This is a genomic window from Pleomorphovibrio marinus, from assembly GCF_003347495.1.
GTDB lineage: Bacteria > Bacteroidota > Bacteroidia > Cytophagales > Cyclobacteriaceae > Pleomorphovibrio > Pleomorphovibrio marinus.
In genome coordinates this window covers 50,477-70,591 of sequence record NZ_QCXY01000004.1, presented here as the reverse complement: position 1 = coordinate 70,591, position 20,115 = coordinate 50,477, and the positions used below count along the sequence as shown (strand labels likewise).

The following is a 20,115-nucleotide window of genomic DNA, read 5'->3' as shown; positions in this document are numbered from 1 at the left end:
AAAAGATAAAATGTTATGATAGTAAACAATTATGCCATATCTTGTTTGAAAGGTGCTTCATTTCAAACCATTGTACCATGATAAAGACAATACTCCCAATAACCTTATTTTGCCTTGCCATTGGCATTTGTTCAGGGCAGGATGTAGTTGGATTTGAACAGCCCATGGATCCCGATGGCCCTTTTTACCAAGAGGCGGAATCGTTTCAGTACGATGATTTACTTTCTAATAAAATCACCCTCACGGAAATGAAAATACCATCTGACATAGACTTATTACAACCCATTATGATGCCACCTATTAAAGTATTTCCGGGTATGTCCCCCAATTTGCCGGAAGAGGAGGAAATGCAGAAAAATGAGATGAGGCAACCCAAAGACCCGGAATATTTTCCACAGCGTAAATTTTATTTAACTCCCCCAACAAAAAAATCCGAATCGGACAAATAGGGGATTTTTGATGAATTTTGATTTACTTACATCCGTGGTTCTATCTAGAGTCACGGATGTTTGTTTTATTTCGGATCAGGATTTATGAAACCACTCAGAATAGCTACTGCGCAATTTGAGAACAGAAGTGCAGACAAAGCATTTAACCTAAAAAGAATTGAAGAGCTTACTGCTTCGGCATCGAAACGTGGTGCCCAAGCTATTGCTTTTCATGAATGTTCCATTACCGGATATACTTTTGCAAGAAAGTTGAACCGGCAGCAAATGCTGGATATATCGGAGCCAGTACCTGAGGGTTCTAGTGTAAAGCGGTTGACTGAAATAGCCCAAAAACACGATATGCTGGTGCTGGCTGGTTTATTTGAGAGGGGGGAAGGAGACCGTGTCTATAAGTCCTATGTGGCCGTGGATAAGACTGGCCTGATAGCAAAGTACCATAAGCTGCACCCTTTTATTAATCCCCACATCACCCCGGGGGACAGTTATTGTGTGTTTGAGTGGAAAGGGTGGAAATGTGGGATACTGATTTGTTACGACAACAATATTATAGAAAACGTAAGGGCAACCAAGCTTCTTGGTGCGGATATCATCTTTATGCCGCATGTCACCATGTGTACCCCATCTAGCCGTCCTGGAGCGGGTTTTGTGGACCCAAAACTATGGTACAACAAGGAAGAGGACCCAACTTCTCTTCGGATGGAATTTGATGGTCTTAAAGGCCGTGCCTGGTTGATGAAGTGGCTACCTGCCAGGGCTTACGATAATGCCGTTTATGCTATTTTTTCAAACCCAATAGGAATGGACGACGACCAATTAAAAAATGGGTGCAGCATGATCATTGATCCCTTTGGGGATGTCATAGCTGAATGCCGAAGCATGAAGGATGAGTTTGTCATTGCAACCCTTACCCCGCAAAAATTGGAGATGGCAGGTGGGAGCAGGTATATCAAGGCCCGTAGGCCTGAACTTTATAAGGACATCATAGGCAAGAGTCACGTTTCACATCAAAAAGTAGCTTGGTTAAAGGAAAGTTGATAATGGAACATTTCAAAATTCCGGAGTGTTTTTACAGGGTTAGTGTTAAGGCTCTGGTGTTGGACAGGGAGGGGAAGTTTTTGTTGGTGCAAGAGGAGAACGGCAAGTGGGAACTTCCTGGAGGAGGCCTGGACTTTGGGGAGTCGCCACAGGAAGGATTAAAGAGAGAAATATGGGAAGAAATGGGGCTCAGGGTTACCCTAATTGAAGAACAGCCCAGCTATTTTTTTACTTGTACTAATCCGCATGGTCAATATATTGTGAATGTATTGTATAAAACTGAATTAGAGCATATGGATTTCACCCCTAGCACGGAATGCATGGCGTTACGGTTTTTTGATGCAAAGGAGGCTTTAGATTTGAAGGATTTCTATCTCAATGTGAGGGTATTTGCCCAGCTTTTTGGAGGAAGGAATTCGGAATAAGTAAATTACGAATTACAGACGGGGGAATGAAGAATTATGAATAGGGGAGTGGATGGGTTTTAAAAATATAATACAATGAGAAATAATGTTGTGCTCTTTTTGTTTATTTTGTTGGGCTGCCATGCCAAGGAACCTTCCTTTCAAACTAGGGTAAGTATTGAGGATGAAAAATGGCATATCAACGGGGAATTGGTCAATCCGGGATCCCCTGCGGAAGGTTTGCTGATGAATGTACGTATGGTGAATGCGGTATTTGAAGATAGGGGGGAGAAATGGAGGGATAAGGTCGGGAAATTCGATCCTGAACAGAATACAGAGATGTTTATCGCTAAGTTACCGGAATACGTCAACCAAGGTGTAAATGCCTTTGTAATTTCCCTACAAGGTGGAATGCCAGGTTATGAAGGGGCGATAAATTCCGCCTACGAACCTGATGGAAAGTTAAGGGATTCCTACCTGGATAGGGTAGAATCTGTGATTAAAGTCAATGACAAACTAGGGGCGGTGGTTATCCTCTCTTGTTTTTACCAAAGACAGCGAGGACACAAATATGCGCTGGATAGTAAGAAAAGTATACTTAATGCCGTAGAAAACACAGCCCAGTGGATCAAAGAAAAAGGCTATACCAATGTAATATTAGAGGTGGCCAATGAGTTTCCTCATGGTGGTTTTAAGGGATGGCCTGATGCGGACTGGTTGATCAGTGACCAAGGGCAAATAGACCTTATCCGGACTGCGAAAAAAAATCATCCCGGACTGCTGGTGAGCACCAGTGGATTGGGACATGGCAGGTTCCCCGATGCCCTTATCCCTGAGGTGGACTATATACTCATTCATTTTAACAATACCTCTCTGGCGGATTATGGGGACAAGATCAACGCACTTAAGGGACATGGAAAGCCAATTGTATGCAATGAAGACGACAAGGTAGGAAAGGAAGGTGCTGCTGCATTGGCTCTCGCTGTATATCACGGCGCTGCTTGGGGTTTTATGCATAGTGCCACCAATCAGAATATGCCTTTTGAATTCAATGGCATTGAAGATGACAGGGAAGTATATGAAATGTTCAAAAAAGTCAGTACGCAAGGAGAGTATTTAAAGATTGATGAACTAGAACAACCTTCCCTTACAATTACTTTTCCCAATGACGGAAACAGATTTAAAGAAGGGGAAACTATAGAGGTGGCCTTTACGGGAATGTTTTTGGAACGATTGGAAAATCCGCAAATAGTTTTTAGGGTAAATGAGGAAGTAGAAACAAGAGAAGTTAGTGAGCCTCTCTCTTGGCAACCTCCCAAAAAAGGGGATTATTTTATCTATTTGGAAGTTTTTGACCAGGGGAAACTGGTATATACTTCTGCTCCTGTAGACATTACCGTGGAATAAGGTGAAATAGAAATTACACCCCCATATTTAACATATTCGGATTTTCGGCACATCTCTTGATAATTGGTTTTTAACTACCAATACTATTTATGGCCAGATTTAGATTATTTGCAATTTATTATGTCCTGTTCCTTGTGTTTTATTCTTCTTGTAGGATAGAAGCCCCGGATGACCCTCTGATCATTGAGCCGGGCTCCATAGCTTCTGTAATCGGGGAAACTCCAGATCTTCACCTATTTGAAAATGCAATGAACTTGGCAGAAGTGGCAGAGGAATTAGCAGGCTCAGGGCCTTTCACGCTCTTAGCCCCCTCCAATCTGGCCTTTGAGAACTTCTTGGAAGAACATGAGGAATGGCAGGTATTGGAAGACATTCCCGAAGATCAATTGAAAGACCTATTGAGGTATCACCTTCTCAGTGGAGAAGCTAGTTCCAATAGTCTGAACCTGGCGGATGAATTAACCTCTGTCATTGAAAAGAAAGTTTTTGTCACCGAAATAGGTACTCAAATTAGCTTTAACCAGCAGGCATCCATTGAGACTGGGGACATAGAGGCACAAAATGGGGTCATACACATCATAGATGCCGTCCTTCAACCCCTGGAATCTTCGCCTTTTGAAGATGAATAGCCGTCCTTATCCGAAAATTTTAAATTAAGCGTATTCACCATTTTCTCAAAATAACCCGGCAACCCCGCTTTGATGTTGGTGGTTTCCCCAGATATAGGATGGGGAAAGCTTAAGTGCAAGGAATGCAAAAGCAATTCTTGCAGGCCGAAAGCTTGTCTGAAAAACTTGTTTTGCTTGTTGTCACCATGTGTGCTGTCCCCTATAATGTAATGCCTGATATGAGCCATATGCCTTCGGATTTGGTGCATTCGCCCGGTATGTGGATAAATGCGGATCAGTGCATACCTGCTTGTCTGGTGCCTTGGCGAAGATGCCATAGGGACTTCCGACCTGCTTAATTCCCAGTATTCAGTAATAGCTTCCTGGGGTATTCCATTCAGGTCCTTTGCCAAGTCCTGTTCTATGATTCCATGCGCTTCGGGAGCATAACCCCTGATCACCGCCAGATAGTATTTTTTTATGCTGTTTCCTGCAAAGGCCGGCTGCAAGAGGGATGCTGCCTCACTGGACTTGGCAAATAGCAACACTCCGGAGGTAGGTCTATCGAGTCGGTGCAGGGGATACACCCTGGTTCCCAATTGATTCCTAAGTAGTTGAACCGCAAAAAGGGTAGAGGGGTCTTTTTCTAGGGGAGTCTTGTGCACCATTACCCCTGCAGGTTTGTTTATTGCTACGTAGTCTTCGTCTTCAAAAATAACTTCCAACCTCATCAATATATAGTTCCAGACCCTATAGTCTCATTTCCATCGTACCAAGCAACGAATTGTCCGGAAGCAATGCCCCTTTGCGGTTCGTCAAACAAGATATAGCACCCCTTGTCTTTCATATGCAGGGTAGCCCAAGTCAAAGGCTGCCTATACCGGATCCGTGCCAGGAAACGTGCCTGTTGGGAAGGTTCCAGTCTAAGGTCTTCCCTAATCCAATGCAGGTCTTTTGAAGGGACAAACAACCCTGACCTTAGCAGTCCGGGATGGTCCTCCCCCAACCCGGTATAGATGATATTTTTCTGGGTGTCCGTGGCAATTACAAAAAGGGGTTTTCCTGTTCCACCCACATTGAGACCCTTTCGCTGACCTATGGTGTAATAATGTGCCCCTTTGTGCTCACCAACTTTCTCTCCCAAATCCGAAGAATAGGTATTGGGTATGCAGAGACTTTCCAGCTCGGGTAATTGCAACTCCTCGATTTGCTCTTCCCCCACATGCACCATTTTCTTTTGGTAGACGGGTGATTCTGCGGGGATCATCAAAATGTCTCCTCTTTTGGGTTTTAGTTGTTGTTGTAAGAAATCAGGCAGCTTAACCTTCCCTATAAAGCAAAGTCCCTGACTGTCTTTTTTTTCTGCGGTTACCAATTCTTGGGCCTTGGCAATCTCACGTACCTCGGATTTTTGCAGGTGGCCTATTGGGAACAAGGCTTTGGAAAGTTGCTCCTGGTTTAGCTGGCAGAGAAAATAGCTTTGGTCTTTGTTAGGGTCTGCTCCGGCCAGGAGTCTATGAACCACTTTGTCCTTTTTTTGGATGGTGTCCTTTTGGCAATAATGTCCTGTGGCAACAAAATCCGCGTTTAGTTTTTCAGCAGCTTTTAGGAATATATCAAATTTTATTTCCCTGTTGCAAAGAATGTCGGGATTTGGTGTCCTTCCCTGCTTGTATTCGGAGAACATGTAATCCACAATCCGCTCTTTATAAGCCTCACTTAGGTCAATAGCTTGGAAGGGAATACCAAGTTTTTCGGCAACCAACATGGCATCTGTGCTGTCCTCCATCCAGGGGCATTCGTTAGAGATGGTAACAGACTCATCATGCCAGTTTTTCATAAACATCCCTATAACCTCGTACCCCTCCTTTTTTAAAAGATATGCGGCCACAGAACTATCCACTCCGCCCGAAAGCCCCACCACTACTCTTTTTGTACTTTTCTTCATTTTTTAACTAAATGGGTGAAAGGCCCATGTTTTTTTTACAAATTTAGGGATTCTACTCTGGCCATTCCTCACAAACACCTACAAAAAGGTATTAGTTTCCCCGATACACCAATTGAAGGCCATGAAGGAAGTTCCTCATAATTTGGTCTTTGCAAAGCCTGTACTGCGACTGTTCTGGCCGTCTAAAAAAAGCACTCAACTCATGGGGACTGATTTTTCGTTCTGCTTTCTCCAGGATTTGCAACATGTCCTCCGTGGTAAGGTTAAGGGCGATTTTTAGTTTTTTCAATATCAGGTTGTTGGTGAGCCGGGATTCCGGCACCGGTTGTTTTCCTTCTTTTTTACCCCTTTTATGGTTGATTAATCCGTTTAGAAAAGTAGCCAGTTTATAGTCATTGATGGGTTTGTATTCAGGGTCTTCTTCTGCTTTTAGCCAATCGCACACCTCGGCACGGGTCACGCCCAACTCTGCCTCTGCAAATATTTTAATCATGGTATCATCATCAAAATCAAAGGTATATCTAATACTCCTGAGAACGTCGTTGTTTTTCATATTTCAAAATTAAGACAAAGGAATGTTTAATGCCACGGATACACTGATTTCCTCGAATTTAGTGGTTCCAAATTGTGAATTACTGAAAAAAAAGTAATTCGGGGCTATGGGTTTTGAATTAGCTACGGATACACAGGTTTTAAAGAATTTATTAGTGACCATTAGTGCATTAGTGGCAAAAAGTTAATATCATCCGGTAAGTTGGATTTTTGAATTTGCCACGGATACACGGATTTTCACGGATGTATTGGTGTCCATTAGTTCAATAGTGGCAAAAAGTTAATGTCATTTGTTAAGTTGGATTTTTGAATTAGCCACGGATGCACGGATTTTCACGGATGTATTGGTGTTCTTTAGATTATTAGTGGCAAAAAAGTTGATATCATCCGGTAAGTTGGATTTTTGAATTAGCCACGGATGCACGGATTTTCACGGATGTATTGGTGTTCTTTAGATTATTAGTGGCAAAAAGTTGATATCATCCGGTAAGATGGATTTTTGAATTAGCCACGGATGCACGGATTTTCACGGATGTATTGGTGTTCATTTGATCATTAGTGGCAAAAAACATTAATCGATTGTTATTGTGGGTTTTGGAATCAGCCACGAATCCATTAATTTATACTAATTTATTTGATCCCTAAACAACTTTACAATGAGTTCAGGTTTAATTTACAAAGAAGAATCTTATAAAATCATCGGCAAATGTATGGAAGTGCATTCGGAACTTGGCCATGGATTTCTTGAAGTCGTTTATAAAGATGCGCTAGAATTGGTTTTTAATCAAGATGGCATTCCTTACAAAAGGGAGAAAGACTATGCGGTTTGGTTTAGGGGTATTTTGCTTCGACATAAATTTTATGCTGACTTTGTTGTACAGGATAAAATTATATTGGAGGTAAAGTGTGTGTCGGTACTCTCAGATGAACATATCGCCCAGACCATCAACTACTTGAAGGTTTCTAGAAATAAACTAGGCTTGCTTGTAAATTTTGGAAGGGGAAAGCTGGAGTATAAACGACTAATTTACTGATAAGTATAGTCAAGAATATAGGAAAAAGTTTATTGCCACAGATGCTTAGATTTTCACGGATGAATTAGTGACCATTAGTGCATTAGTGGCAAAAAGTTGATATCATCCGGTAAGTTGGATTTTTGAATTAGCCACGGATGCACGGATTTTCACGGATGTATTGGTGTCCATTAGTTCAATAGTGGCAAAAAGTTAATGTCATCCGTTAAGTTGGATTTTTGAATCAGCCACGGATACCCAGGTTTTAAAGAATTTATTAGTGACCATTAGTGCATTAGTGGCAAAAAGTTGATATCATCCGTTAAGTTGGATTTTTGAATTAGCCACGGATACACGGATTTTCACGAATGTATTGGTTTCCATTAGTTCATTAGTGGCAAAAAACATTAATCGATTGTTATTGTGGGTTTTTGAATTAGCCACGGATACCCAGGTTTTAAAGAATTTATTAGTGACCATTAGTGCATTAGTGGCAAAAAGTTGATATCATCCGGTAAGTTGGATTTTTGAATTTGCCACGGATACACGGATTTTCACGGATGTATTGGTGTTCATTTGATCATTAGTGGCAAAAAAGTTTAATCGATTGTTATTGTGGGTTTTTGAATTAGCCACGGATACCCAGGTTTTAAAGAATTTATTAGTGACCATTAGTGCATTAGTGGCAAAAAGTTGATATCATCCGTTAAGTTGGATTTTTCTATTAGCCACGGATGCACGGATTTTCACGAATGTATTGGTTTCCAAAAGTTGGCTGCTTTTAATTTTTTACAAGAACGGAAAAGAGGAGAAAAATTTAAGGGTTAACTTGTTCTTCAAAATTGTTTTCTAATTACCATAAACCAATCCATAATGAATATTTGTGTGAAAAAAAGCTCAAACTTCAACTTTATTGTACTTTTTTTCCTCCTGATTTTTGGGGTTTTAATGATGTATTCTGCCTTTGCTCAGGAGATGAGTTTTGAGGAATACAACCCACCTTCCACTTTGGTGGTGCCTGAAAACCCGGTAAAGAAAGCTAAGTTTCCTTTTGTAGACGTGCACAGTCATCAGTGGAACGTGCATGAAGAAACCGTGAACAGGCTGGTAAGGGAAATGGAAGAGCTTAATATGGCGGTGATGGTGAACCTTAGTGGCAGGGGAAGGTCTAGGGATACCAATGATATTGACGGGCAAGAGTATATGTATTCTATGATCAGAAGGTTCAATGGGGTGGCCCCGGGTAGGTTTATCGTTTTTACTAACCTTTCTTTCAGGGAATTTGGCACAAGGGCTTGGGTGGAAAAAGCCTTGCTGGATTTGGAAAAGGATGTTCAAAATGGTGCCAATGGGCTTAAGATATATAAGAGCTTGGGGCTTTCGGTAAAGGATATCCAAGGTGAGCGAGTACCTGTAGACCATCCCGATTTGGATCCTATATGGAAAAAATGCGGGGAACTAGGTATTCCCGTACTCATCCATTCCGCAGACCCTGCCCAGTTTTGGGAACCTATGGATGCAAATAACGAAAGGTGGCTGGAGCTTAAGTTGAACCCTAACCGAAGAAGATCAGCAAACAACCCTGCCCCCTTTGAACAAATAATTTCCGAGCAACATAACGTTTTTAGGAAGCACCCCAACACCACTTTCATCAATGCCCATATGGGATGGATGGCCAATGATCTTGATAAAGCAGAAGCCCACTTAAAAGAATTCCCCAATGTGAATTTTGGCATCGGTGCTGTGATAGCGGAATTTGGCAGGCAACCCAGACGCGCCAAACAATTCTTCATTAACTGCCAGGACAGGGTGCTTTTTGCCAAGGACGCCTATAACAAGGAGGAATTTTATACCTATTTCAGGGTATTGGAAACCGAGGATGAATATTTTCCCTATTATAAAAAATACCATGCTTTTTGGAGAATGTATGGGTTGGGATTACCCGATGAGGTATTAAAAAAAGTTTATTATAAAAATGCCGTACGAATCATCCCCAATTTGGATACCAGTAGATTTCCGGATTAAAGAGCATTTCCTGACAAGTTTTTTTTATTGCATGCGTTATTTTCGAATAAAAAAATTGTTAAAGAAGATCATGTTCTTTAATTTATCATAAAAAAGAAAATTTATTTTGTGTTATTCCATTCTGTTACGGTCAATTTATGATTTCTGCCCTCATAGATTTCTTTCAGCGTTTGTTTGATACTTCAGGATTTCCCCCAAGATGGCTGTGCGGGAATGAATGGACTGATTTTTTAGGTTGGTTCTACATATCTAGTAACCTACTTGTTTGGTCAGCCTATTTTGCAATTCCGGTAATTATTATTGGCTATTTGATTAAAAAAAGGGATTTAAAGTTTCATACAGGATACTTTTTGTTTGCCGGGTTTATCCTTTCTTGTGGTAGCACCCATTTGATAGACGCCATAATTTTTTGGGTACCCGTTTACCGGTTCAATGCCTTAATGCTCTTTATGACTGGGGTTATAAGTTGGGTCACGGTGGGATACCTTATCAAGTATGCGCCAGTGGCACTTACGATGAAGACAGCTACCGAACTGGAAGCAGAGGTGGAGACCAGAAAAATTGTGGAAGATAGGCTGAATCAAAAAATCCGGCAAATGAATGAGGCCCAATCCATTGCGAAAATGGGTTCTTGGGAGTGGGATTTGGAAACGGATAAAGTGCATTGGTCGGACGAAATGTTTTATATTTTTGAACTCCCCATAAAACATGAAGACTTAATTTTTCATGAAGATATCATCAGCTATGTTCCTGAGGAAGACCAGGAATACTTAGTCAGTGTAATTAAACGGTCTGTTGATCAGAAACATTTTACAGATTTTTTTCACAGGATCCTTACCCCTTCCGGAAAGGTCAAGGTGATTCAGGTAAGGGGGGAAGTACATGTAAATGGGGAAGGTAAGGTCACTAAATTGACAGGAACAGGACAGGATGTAAGTGAACAGAAGAAAAATGAGCAGGAACTGTTGTCTAAAACAAAAGAGTTGGAAGAGGTGAATAAAGGACTTCAGAAGTTCGCCTATATTGCCTCCCATGACCTTCAAGAGCCTATGCGGAAAATCAAGACTTACCTTTCATTGCTTGATGATGCAGAAAAACCGGATTGGCACCAAAAAAGTAAGGTTTATGTGGAGAAAATTAATCTTGCAGCCTCTAGAATGCAGCACCTAATGAATGACATATTGGATTTTTCCAGATTGGCTTCCTCAGAATTGGAGTTTCAAAAAATATCACTTGATAATATACTTCAAGATGTTCTAGGTGATATGGAGGTGAGTATTCTGGAGAGCAACGCGAAAATTTCAATTGGGACCCTTCCAGATATTGAAGGAAACGCTTCCCAATGGGGGCAACTCTTTCAAAATTTGATTGGCAATGCCATAAAGTTTAAAAAAACCGGAAAAAGGCCAGAGATAGAAATAGATTCTGAATTTGTTTTGGGCATTCAGTTAAAAGAGGATGACCAGATAAAAGGCAACTACGCTTTTAAGGACTGGTATAAGGATTACCATTGGGGAAAGGAGAAGTTCTGTAAGTTGCAAATCAGGGATAATGGCATAGGTTTCGAAACGAAATATAAGGAAAGGATATTTGAACCTTTCCAACGATTACACAACCAATCCGACTATGAAGGGACAGGTATTGGATTGGCCATTTGTCAAAAAATAGTCGAATCCCACAATGGCCATATTTCCGCTGATAGTACGGGAAATGGGACTGTCTTTACCGTAATAGTTCCTCTTTCCCAATCCCATTTTCAACAAAGAAAAACACAAGGAAGCCAAAACCCATAAAACAATATGGATATAATTTACCCCCAATCGCACCTATTACAACCTATTTTACTCTTCGGCCAATTCCTGGATAAAATAAATAGTTTATCTTCAAGGAAATCCATAAAGGAAGAGATTTCTCAAGGCCAACCTAGCAATCTTCAATTTCATGTGATGATTGTCGATGATGACCCAGATGACCAAGAATTATTAGCAGAGGCCTTTTCCGAAGCTTCTGCTCAAGTTAAAATTTCATTAGCCATGAACGGCAAGGAATTGTTTGCCTTGCTTCAAATGGTGGGTGCCGAAAAGCCAGATCTCATCATTATTGATCTCAATATGCCTGGAATCAATGGTTTTGAATGCTTAGCTGCAATAAAGGGCAACCCTCTTATTAAGGATATTCCTATAGTGATTTATTCGACATCCGCCAATCAAGAACAAATCGACTTTACCCATAAAAATGGGGCATCCTGTTATATCCAAAAGCCAAACAGCTTTTCGGACATTAAGAAAATTGCAGCCAAGATCCTCTCTATTCCAATTATTACATTTCTCGAAAAAAGACCAAGGGAAGAATTCGTGTTGAGACCTGATTGATTGGTAATAGCGTTAAAAAAGTTTAATCCATCCCTAAATTAGAGAGATGGATTAATTTTTTTCAAAGGCAAAATTAATTATTGTCCGATTTTTTGGAAGCCTTATTGGACTTTTCCAGTTGTTTTTCGGCTCTTTTTCTTGCTTTTTGTGCCCGTTTTTCCATTTTTGCCGATCTTTTGGCCTGCTTGGAAGCGTAATTTGCCTCATTGCTTATACGACGGGACTCCTTTGCTTTCTTTTTGTATTCTTTTTTTGTGGCATTTGCGGTTTTCTGTCTGTCCTTATCCTTCTGAATAAGCTCTTTTTCATCCTTCTTTTGCTGTGCGGTCTGACAAAATGCCAATTGAGAGCCGGACAAAAAGAAGAACAACAATAGGAAAAGGGTTGCATTTCTTACATTCATGGAATCCAGGTTTAAGGATCCGTTTAGGTTAACGGACCCATATTTTAGTAAACGTATTTGGAGAAATTAAGATCACATTTAATTGGTATTAAATTTTAAATTTTTCATTTTTTAAAAATTTTTAATTATTATTATTCCAAATGCAAATGCATATACTAAAAAAAGCATGATTGGTAGTTAATAGCCATATAGGGATTTATAGAAAAAATTTTTAAATCATTTATAAATTAGTATAAAAAATAGATTAATAAGTAAAAATTATTTGATAATTTTAAAAATAATAATTAGTCGACTTCCTTAACATAAAGCTGTAACTATAAATTTAACCGAATTCGTTTTGATATGGACAAAAGAAAATTCTTTAGAAATCTTGGTGTGAGTGGAATGGCCTTATTGGCTTCTCCTACCCTAATGGCTTCTACTTTTTCTAAAAGGCCCCAAGGCCTCCCCCTGAATGCTAAAAACTGGATATGGATGACCCCCAGGGAGGGGTTGAAGCCTGAAGAGTGGAAGCGGGAGTTGGATAAAATCAAAGATGCAGGGTTTGACGCAGTGCTATTCGAATCCTATAATGGCCGAAAAGCAAGCTTTCAGACCGACCGCCTCCCTATGGGAGAGCCCATTCTCAATAACCTGTCGGCTCACGGAAAAGAAATAGGTTTGGAGGTACACGCTTGGATGTTTACCATGCCCTGCAATATCCCGGAATATGTTGCCAAAAAGACGGATTGGTATGCGGTGAATGGACTTGGCCAGCCGGCCAATACTCATCCGGCTTACGTGGACTATTATAAGTTTCTGAGCCCTTCTCATCCTGATGCCATGGATTTTGTGCAGGAAACTGTCAAATCCCTGGCAGACATAGAGGGGTTAACGGGTGTGCACCTGGATTATATCCGCTTACCCGATGTGATCCTGGCAGAGGCACTACAACCTAAATATGACCTTGTTCAAGACAGGGAAATGCCTGAATACGATTACTGTTATCATCCTCTAACCCGGGAAAAGTTCAAAAATGAAACGGGCATCGATCCGTTAAAGGATTTGGATGATCCTTCTGCTAGTAAAGAGTGGAGGCAATTCAGGTACGACCTGATTACAGACTTGGTCAATGAGCGTTTTATGCCGGAAATCAAAAAGCAAAATAAAGTGGCCACTGCTGCCGTGTTTCCAAACTGGGAACATGTAAGACAACAATGGAGCAAGTGGCAGCTGGATGCTTTTCTGCCCATGCTATACCATAATTTTTATAATGAGGACATCGAATGGGTGGGGAGAATGATTCAGGAGGAAAAAGCTGCCCTCCAGCAAAATGCCCCAATCTACGCAGGACTGTTTGTGCCTGAACTTAGCCCGGAGGAAATCAAGAAGGCCCATAAACTATCTGTGGAAGCAGGGGCCAAAGGGATTTCTCTTTTTCAGCATTGGAGCATGAAGGAGGGACATTGGAATGCAGTTAAATCCCTTTAAATGAAAAACCTACCTATATTGATAGATTTGAAATCAATTTGGGAGAGGTACACGCGGAGGAGGCCTTGAGTAATTGCCCTACCTTTCACTTTTGTGGATAGCACAAAATATATTTACTTATGGATAAGATTTTCTTTCGCATTTATATTTGTATGGCTTTTGCCTTTGCCGTAGCCTGCCAGGATGATTTTGAACAAATCGACCCCAGATCCATTTTGGGGACCTGGGAAGCAGTGTTCCTTCGAGAGGATTTGGACCTTGACTTTGTGGATACCTATGTGTTTTTTCCCAATGGCGATTTCCTTAGAACAAATACCTATAGGGAGAGGGAAGGGGTGACAGACATAGGATATTCATATTATCTGGAGGGTACCTATTCGCTTTCGGGAAAAGAGATTCAGTTTGTCCATGAACATGAGTTGGCCCTGGAGGGTGGGGTGTACGGACCCTTGGAAAGCCTGCCCGAAGTGGAGGGCAACATGGGCAGAAGTGCAGAGGTAATATTGTCAGCTAACCACACCCAACTGACCCTGGAATTTCCATGTCTGGATGTAATAGGGGCCATGTGCGGACCCCCAAGGGTGCACCATCGGGTGGATTAGTGATGATTGATAGAGAGCGTGTCTATTTCTTGTCCCAAATTAAGTTTTCCGTACATGTAGCACCTAGAAAACCCGGATGGACAAAATGTGGACTTAATTCCTTTAAACCCCAAAAAGTATAAGAGAACATATCCCTTAAATGCCCTTATATGTCTTATATGGTTCAAAAAAACCTGCCCAAAAACCAAATTCGCGAATATTTTACAGATTTGGGAGTCGGTTTTTCCTCAACCTTGTAGTAAATTGCACAGTATGAAATCGAGCCTGCCTGGACGGCAGTCAGGCATGACGAGCACGTCACACACTGGGATGATTATCGTTGCGAGATTCTCCCGAAATAAATTCGGGACAGGCTCCCGAAACAAGTTCCCCGAATCGAGTTCGGGGCAGGCAGGGGCAGGCTATATGGCCTTTAAAAAACAAATTATAATCATATGAATACATATACTTTCACCATTTGGCTGATTGGTCTTTTATTGGTTTTTTCCTGTAACCAAAAAGTGGAAAATGGGCTGGTGGCCGAGGAGGAAGCGGGTATCAGCGTAATAGCCTTTGGATCCTGTAACAGGCATAATCTCCCACAGCCACTTTGGCAACCCATTTTGGAGGAAAACCCCGACCTGTGGATTTGGCTGGGGGACAATGTGTATGGGGATACCCATGATATGGAATTGTTGGCTTCAAAATACAAAAGCCAATACGAACACGAAGAATACAAGAAAGTCCGGGAGCAAGTCGAAGTAATCGGAATCTGGGATGATCATGATTACGGCATCAACGACGGTGGATTTCAGTATGCGAAAAAGGATGAAAGCCAGCAACTGATGCTGGATTTCTTGGATGAACCCGAAGACTCGCCCCGTAGGGATCAAAAAGGTGCCTATGCTTCCTATACCTATGGGTCCGGAGATCAAAAAATAAAGGTGTTCTTGCTGGATGCCAGGTACCACAGGGATACCATTTATAAAAAGGACAATGCCTATCAACCGAACCTGGAAGGAACCATTTTGGGAGAGGAACAGTGGGAATGGCTTGAAAAGGAGTTCAAAAATTCTGATGCCAGCATCCATATTATTGCCTCCGGGATTCAAATCATCGCTGAGGAGCACGGTTCCGAAAAGTGGGCGAATTTCCCCAAGGAAAGGGAGAAATTATTCAATTTGATTGTGGATACCGGCATCCAAAACCCTATTTTGCTCAGTGGGGACAGGCATATCGCCGAGATTTCCAGGAAGACCCTTTCAAATGGATACGACTTATATGACATTACCTCCAGCGGTCTTACCCATACTTGGGATAAATGGAGACCCGAAGCCAATAAACACAGGATTGGTGAGCATATTGCCGAGCTGCACTATGCGGTTTTTCATATTGATTGGGAGAATCGCTCCATAGCTGTAGGCATTAGAGGAGAGGAACAAAAGGAGTTTCTGGCCCATGAAATTGGTTTTTAGGGGAATTTAGTTTTTCAGATAATTAGTACCCCGAAATCGTGGATTAGGTGTAGTTTCTAACAAAAGGGGGGTTGGATTTTACATTTGTCAAATTGATGCTGCGAGTTAGCCATTACAAATGGCTTTTTTTGGTTTACGTTTTTCAAGTTGATTTAGGATAATAGGGTGTAGTGGCATACTACACCCAGTCGAGGGGGTTGGATTTACATGTGTCAAATTGTTGCTGCGAGTTAGCCATTACAAATGGCTTTTTTTGGTTTACGTTTCTCAGGTTGATTTAGGATATTAGGGTGTAGTGGCATACTACACCCAGTCGAGGATATTAGGGTGTAGTGGCATACTACACCCAAACAGCATCCTAAATATCCTTATTTGGGTTTGGGGCAAGGTATACTTATTCCGGTAGGTATGGGCTCCCTAAAATCAGGGTGGTCCTGATCGTCCCAATAGAACCGTTGTAACCGCACGTCCCTGTCCCATCCGGGTTCGGTGGAGGTTTTGGAATGGTAGAGTATCCAATCCTCTGTTCCATCCGGGTTTTTTGCAAAGCTGCAATGCCCCACCCCAAACACCTGCTCTGTTCCTTCAAAAACAGGCCCTTTTTTGAGCCAATTCCCCGGGTTCAGGGGGTCAGCGTTTTGGCTTATTAGTTCAAGCTGGCCTAGGCGGTAAAAATGCCTCCAGGATTCACGGGTGGAATAGATGATAAATATTTTGTTCCCATTTTTTAGGACTTGAGGCCCTTCCTGCAGGTCAAGTTCCCCACCGGTTTCCCAGTTTTCCTCAGGGGAAGAAAGCTTCACTCTTGGGCCATTTATGGTAAAAGGGTTTTCCATGTTGGCAATATAAAGATGCTGTTTGGTTTTGTCGGTGTCCCTATTTTCTTCCCAACCCGACCAAATGGCGTAAAGTTTACCCTGGTGTTCCAAGGGGGTAAGGTCTATGGCCCATTTTACATCATCGGGGTCTTCCACATCATCTCCGGTTTGCAGCATTCCCATATCCTCATAGGGGCCAAAGGGGTCATCAGAGGCTGACCTTAGTACCCCTGAACGTTGGTGAATAAATGGTCCACCAGGTTTTTTTCCTGCGGTGTAGTAGATATACCATCTCCCCTGAATGAAATGGATCTCTGGAGCCCATATATTGGCGCTGTTCCAAGATCCCTGTGGGGCATCCCATACTTTCATCCACTCCCCCGGATCTGTCAAAGTGCTGGATTGCGCTATGGCTATGCCCTTGCCTTCGGACTTGCAGAAAAAATAGGATTGTCCTTTTTGAAAAACCCACGGATCCGCACCTTTCCAAACAGGATTGGTAAATGTACAGTCCTGGGCATAAGTAGATAACTGTGGTAGTAAAAATAGCACATAGCCGAATAAAAGTAGCCGAAAATTTTTCATTTGGTTTTACTTATGATTACAATTTATAAGATCCCATCAAATCTACCATCTTTTTAGCAGTGAAAGGAAGCCCATTTATGATGCATACAAAGATAGTGGCTTTATAGTTGTTGTAGGGAAAACCTTCTAAAAAACGGGCCTTCTATTGCTTTCAGCGGAAATTTCCACAATTTGACGGGAACGGGAGATATCTTTTTGCTGGCATCTTTCAAATTGATGATGCACAAGTTGGCCATTACAAATGGCCTTTAAAGATTACGTTTTTCAAATATACTTCTGATAGAAGGGTGTAGTGGCATACTACACCCGGTCGGGGCCAATTCCGGGGGCAAAATATTTTTGGTGGACTAGGATGGCTTGCTGGTGGCTTTCGATCCGAGTAAAGATGAATTTCCTGAGTTCTTGGAAAAAAGCATTTCCCCATAAAAACAACCTATTAATTAGTTTTAACGAAAAAATTAATTACATTTAGCATTCACAAAGCACAGAAAAACATGCGGTTAGGTATGCTAATCATGGGAGTGATCCTGGCTGGGACTTCCTGTCAAAATGACCAAGGGTTGGAGAAGGAACTTCCTCAGATGGAATTGGTACTGGTGGACTCCTTGACCACGGATATTTTAAAGCCCTTGAACCTGATTGATTTTCATAAGGAAAAAGGACTTTACTTGATGTCCACCATGGGGTTGGAAGGTACTTACTATATCTTGGACAAAAAGGGTAATATCGTGGTGGAAAATTCACTTGCCGAAGGCCCAAACGGTTTTGGTATGGTTTTGCTTCGTGCCGGGTTTGTGGGGGATGATGTGGTCTTGGTCGGAATGGATCAGGTGCATGTTTATGACCTTGATTTGCAGAAGCAAAGAAGTTACCCCTTTGAACAGGAGCCCAGGTTTAAAGTGATTCATTTTGTAAGGGATTATCTATCGACATTTAATTTGGATGAGCAGGAATGGCCCATTGTAAACCTCAACGAAGCCATCCTACACCAATATCCCAGGGATTATTTCGATACTTTAAACATGGTACACCTCATCAACCCACAAAATGGGGAGGTCAAAAAAGGAGGAAAATTGGATCCCAGCAGCAGGTTTTCTCAGGACAGGTTCTATCCCTATCTTGATAAACCCTTACATTTCTCTGACGGGACTTCGAGTGTGGTCTCTGTCATTTTGGGAGCAGATAGCGTCCTGTATCAGTATGACCCCAATAGGGATTTTGAACTGGTCAACCGCATTACTGTGCCGAGGTTAACACCGGATGTGCTCAATTCTATTCCTATGGAGGAGGCAAGTAGGGAAAACCTTCAAAATAACCGGCCCTCCCTTGCCTTTAGTGGGAATTTTCACAATATGATGGGAACGGGAGATACCTTTTTGCTGGCCTATAGAACTGGTGGGGAAAAGGGGCTTTGGTCGGAACAGATGGACGAGGCTTCAAGGGACAAATTCAATGCCTCGGTGAGACGGTATTATATACCCATCAAAGAAGGGGAACTGGCCGGTAAACCTATGCTTTGGGAAAAGCCCGGTGAACTGGCCTTGGCTGTGGGAGAAAACCGGTTTATCCATTACCACCGGGATCAAGCCGAGCTTCACGAGTATGAAAAGGAGTACCAATGCTATTATATCTATGAATTGCGACGCAAAGGAGAATAAGAAAGTTTGTAGTAGGTTAGGTGGCATTCCTGACAAAAAGGACGATTTGGTTGTACATCTTTCAAATTGATGATGCGCAAGTTGGCCATTGCAAATGGCCCTTTAAAGATAACGTTTTTCAAGTATACTTCCGATAGAAGGGTGTAGTGGCATACTACACCCAGTCGGAGTTCTAGAAAGCAAATAGATAATATTGAGTTTTCATGTGTTTATATTTTCTTTTCAATGGCTACATAGCCTGCCCCGAACTTGTTTCGGGGGAATCTCGCTTTGATAATCATCCCAGTGTGTGACGTGCTCGTCATGCCCTGACTGCCGTCAGGACAGGCTCGATTTCATATTAATGAAAATCAATTCAAAAACAATATCTTTTGAACATCCTCCTGATTGACCTATCTTTGAGGATGAATTATAATTCGACACTACAATTTGTTTGAAGGCCCCAATTATCCCCAACCGCTTGATGAATCACTTTTGGACGAATGGCTGGAAAAAGGTCGTTCAGGCAGGGTGCCTTATGCCTACCTAGTAATTATCTGGGATGAACTGGAAGCCATCTATGCTCCTGATTATGTGGAACAGCGAAGCGAACTGCAAAAGTATCCCCGTTACGGTCAGGCCCCCGACCATCAACTCTTGGTAGCTGCCTTTGACCTGTATTCAGAGACAAGGGTGATTTGAAAGGTATAAATTACCTGCTGCCTAAATCATGTCATAAGCTAGAAATTTAAACCTATGGGTGCCATAATCAAAGGGTTCAAAAGGCTAAGCCATTATCGGAGTACTCTAAAGCCACCAATTACCACATGCGGAACAGCTACAATGGCAAAGAATATCTTTGCTGGCAATGATTGCGGAACTAACCTTCTTTTAAAATAACTTCATCCCACCAGAGTTGTTCCAATAATTGCTTCCATGGTAAAACTGAAATTTCCCCCCATTCTTCGCTCCAACGCAAGAATGCTAAATTATTAAAAAGCTCAACTAGTGCATAGCCTTTATTGGTTGGCTCATAAGGTTCCTCATTTTACCAGTTACCCAGACATGGGATCATGAAACACAGCGTTTTATTCGAATCTCCTATAAAACACTATTTGAGAAAGATCGAAATGAGCGTGGATTACCTATAGAAAGGGGAGCAGAGGTTTTCCTCACGGTTTTGGACAAGGACCTTAATATCATCAAAGAAACCTTTCTCGACCACTATCAAAAAATACCACCCCCTCACTTTTTCATCGATAACAAAATCTGGTTGTACGAAAATATAGAAGATGAATTAGGATTTGTAAGGATTAGCTTGGACTAGGCAGCA

Annotated in this window: 22 protein-coding genes; 15 read left to right on the top strand and 7 right to left on the bottom strand. The window is 41.7% G+C overall.

The genetic code is table 11. The annotated features are described in order from the left end of the window. Positions 1-77: 77 nt before the first annotated feature. The 5 genes from DB520_RS11855 to DB520_RS11835 all read left to right on the top strand — a co-directional run bounded on the left by DB520_RS11855 (position 78) and on the right by DB520_RS11835 (position 3,924). Positions 78-449 carry a hypothetical protein gene (locus DB520_RS11855; RefSeq protein WP_114749947.1) on the top strand — a complete coding sequence of 124 codons (372 nt, stop codon included), beginning with the start codon at positions 78-80 and terminating at the stop codon, positions 447-449. An 84-nt stretch (positions 450-533) separates the two neighbouring features. Then, a complete protein-coding gene (locus DB520_RS11850; RefSeq protein ID WP_114749946.1) occupies positions 534-1,484 on the top strand; it encodes a nitrilase family protein in 951 nt (316 codons plus the stop codon). A 2-nt stretch (positions 1,485-1,486) separates the two neighbouring features. Further along, a complete protein-coding gene (locus DB520_RS11845) occupies positions 1,487-1,909 on the top strand; it encodes an NUDIX hydrolase (RefSeq protein ID WP_114749945.1) in 423 nt (140 codons plus the stop codon). A 75-nt stretch (positions 1,910-1,984) separates the two neighbouring features. Next, complete coding sequence (locus DB520_RS11840; RefSeq protein WP_114749944.1) at positions 1,985-3,295, top strand: cellulase family glycosylhydrolase; 1,311 nt, start codon at positions 1,985-1,987, stop codon at positions 3,293-3,295. An 89-nt stretch (positions 3,296-3,384) separates the two neighbouring features. Continuing rightward, positions 3,385-3,924, top strand: coding sequence for a fasciclin domain-containing protein (locus DB520_RS11835; protein ID WP_114749943.1), 540 nt, complete (start codon positions 3,385-3,387; stop codon positions 3,922-3,924). On the opposite strand, the gene DB520_RS11830 is transcribed toward DB520_RS11835, so the two are convergent. The 3 genes from DB520_RS11830 to DB520_RS11820 all read right to left on the bottom strand — a co-directional run bounded on the left by DB520_RS11830 (position 3,888) and on the right by DB520_RS11820 (position 6,404). Continuing rightward, complete coding sequence (locus DB520_RS11830; RefSeq protein ID WP_114749942.1) at positions 3,888-4,634, bottom strand: pseudouridine synthase; 747 nt, start codon at positions 4,632-4,634, stop codon at positions 3,888-3,890. The two genes, DB520_RS11835 and DB520_RS11830, sit on opposite strands and share 37 nt — an antisense overlap. After that, positions 4,634-5,851 carry a tRNA 2-thiouridine(34) synthase MnmA gene (gene mnmA, locus DB520_RS11825; protein WP_114749941.1) on the bottom strand — a complete coding sequence of 406 codons (1,218 nt, stop codon included), beginning with the start codon at positions 5,849-5,851 and terminating at the stop codon, positions 4,634-4,636. Before mnmA ends, DB520_RS11830 begins: the two co-directional genes overlap by 1 nt. 91 nt (positions 5,852-5,942) lie before the next feature. Beyond that, positions 5,943-6,404: a YehS family protein gene (locus DB520_RS11820; RefSeq protein WP_114749940.1), complete on the bottom strand. Its 462-nt coding sequence runs from the start codon at positions 6,402-6,404 to the stop codon at positions 5,943-5,945. A gap of 655 nt (positions 6,405-7,059) precedes the next feature. Here DB520_RS11820 and DB520_RS11815 point away from each other — a divergent pair. Continuing rightward, positions 7,060-7,437: a GxxExxY protein gene (locus tag DB520_RS11815; RefSeq protein WP_114749939.1), complete on the top strand. Its 378-nt coding sequence runs from the start codon at positions 7,060-7,062 to the stop codon at positions 7,435-7,437. Positions 7,438-7,731: 294 nt separating this feature from the next. Here DB520_RS11815 and DB520_RS27480 read toward each other — a convergent pair whose 3' ends face one another. Together DB520_RS27480 and DB520_RS27475 are read right to left on the bottom strand one after the other, a co-directional pair. Beyond that, positions 7,732-7,860, bottom strand: a complete 129-nt coding sequence (locus DB520_RS27480) for a hypothetical protein (RefSeq protein WP_262511318.1) — start codon at positions 7,858-7,860, stop codon at positions 7,732-7,734. Positions 7,861-7,923: 63 nt separating this feature from the next. Continuing rightward, positions 7,924-8,052, bottom strand: a complete 129-nt coding sequence (locus tag DB520_RS27475) for a hypothetical protein (protein WP_262511317.1) — start codon at positions 8,050-8,052, stop codon at positions 7,924-7,926. A gap of 237 nt (positions 8,053-8,289) precedes the next feature. Here DB520_RS27475 and DB520_RS11810 point away from each other — a divergent pair, with 237 nt between their 5' ends. From DB520_RS11810 to DB520_RS11800, 3 genes are all read left to right on the top strand, one after another. After that, positions 8,290-9,441: an amidohydrolase family protein gene (locus tag DB520_RS11810; protein WP_114749938.1), complete on the top strand. Its 1,152-nt coding sequence runs from the start codon at positions 8,290-8,292 to the stop codon at positions 9,439-9,441. A gap of 137 nt (positions 9,442-9,578) precedes the next feature. Continuing rightward, the gene (locus tag DB520_RS11805; protein ID WP_114749937.1) at positions 9,579-11,234 is read left to right on the top strand and encodes a sensor histidine kinase; all 1,656 of its coding nucleotides are present in this window, start codon (positions 9,579-9,581) and stop codon (positions 11,232-11,234) included. A 6-nt stretch (positions 11,235-11,240) separates the two neighbouring features. Next, positions 11,241-11,813, top strand: a complete 573-nt coding sequence (locus DB520_RS11800; protein ID WP_114749936.1) for a response regulator — start codon at positions 11,241-11,243, stop codon at positions 11,811-11,813. 73 nt (positions 11,814-11,886) lie between these two features. Here DB520_RS11800 and DB520_RS11795 read toward each other — a convergent pair whose 3' ends face one another. Beyond that, a complete protein-coding gene (locus tag DB520_RS11795; protein ID WP_114749935.1) occupies positions 11,887-12,216 on the bottom strand; it encodes a hypothetical protein in 330 nt (109 codons plus the stop codon). A 342-nt stretch (positions 12,217-12,558) separates the two neighbouring features. Between DB520_RS11795 and DB520_RS11790 the strand changes: the two genes are divergently transcribed. The 3 genes from DB520_RS11790 (at position 12,559) to DB520_RS11775 (ending at position 15,742) form a co-directional block, all read left to right on the top strand. Then, a complete protein-coding gene (locus tag DB520_RS11790) occupies positions 12,559-13,686 on the top strand; it encodes a glycoside hydrolase family 10 protein (RefSeq protein WP_114749934.1) in 1,128 nt (375 codons plus the stop codon). A gap of 119 nt (positions 13,687-13,805) precedes the next feature. Further along, complete coding sequence (locus DB520_RS11785; protein WP_114749933.1) at positions 13,806-14,288, top strand: lipocalin-like domain-containing protein; 483 nt, start codon at positions 13,806-13,808, stop codon at positions 14,286-14,288. Between the two features lie 434 nt (positions 14,289-14,722). Further along, entirely contained in the window at positions 14,723-15,742 is a 1,020-nt protein-coding gene (locus tag DB520_RS11775; RefSeq protein WP_114749931.1) for an alkaline phosphatase D family protein, read from the top strand. Between the two features lie 368 nt (positions 15,743-16,110). Here the strand turns inward: DB520_RS11775 and DB520_RS11770 are convergent, their stop codons facing one another. Beyond that, positions 16,111-17,145 carry a glycoside hydrolase family 43 protein gene (locus DB520_RS11770; protein WP_114749930.1) on the bottom strand — a complete coding sequence of 345 codons (1,035 nt, stop codon included), beginning with the start codon at positions 17,143-17,145 and terminating at the stop codon, positions 16,111-16,113. Positions 17,146-17,639: 494 nt separating this feature from the next. On the opposite strand from DB520_RS11770, the gene DB520_RS11765 reads away from it, so the two are divergent. The 3 genes from DB520_RS11765 (at position 17,640) to DB520_RS27640 (ending at position 20,109) form a co-directional block, all read left to right on the top strand. Continuing rightward, positions 17,640-18,803, top strand: coding sequence for a hypothetical protein (locus DB520_RS11765; protein ID WP_114749929.1), 1,164 nt, complete (start codon positions 17,640-17,642; stop codon positions 18,801-18,803). 429 nt (positions 18,804-19,232) lie between these two features. Next, positions 19,233-19,484: a hypothetical protein gene (locus tag DB520_RS11760; RefSeq protein WP_114749928.1), complete on the top strand. Its 252-nt coding sequence runs from the start codon at positions 19,233-19,235 to the stop codon at positions 19,482-19,484. A 310-nt stretch (positions 19,485-19,794) separates the two neighbouring features. Continuing rightward, positions 19,795-20,109: a DUF4221 family protein gene (locus DB520_RS27640; RefSeq protein WP_114749927.1), complete on the top strand. Its 315-nt coding sequence runs from the start codon at positions 19,795-19,797 to the stop codon at positions 20,107-20,109. The last annotated feature ends 6 nt before the right edge of the window (positions 20,110-20,115 follow it).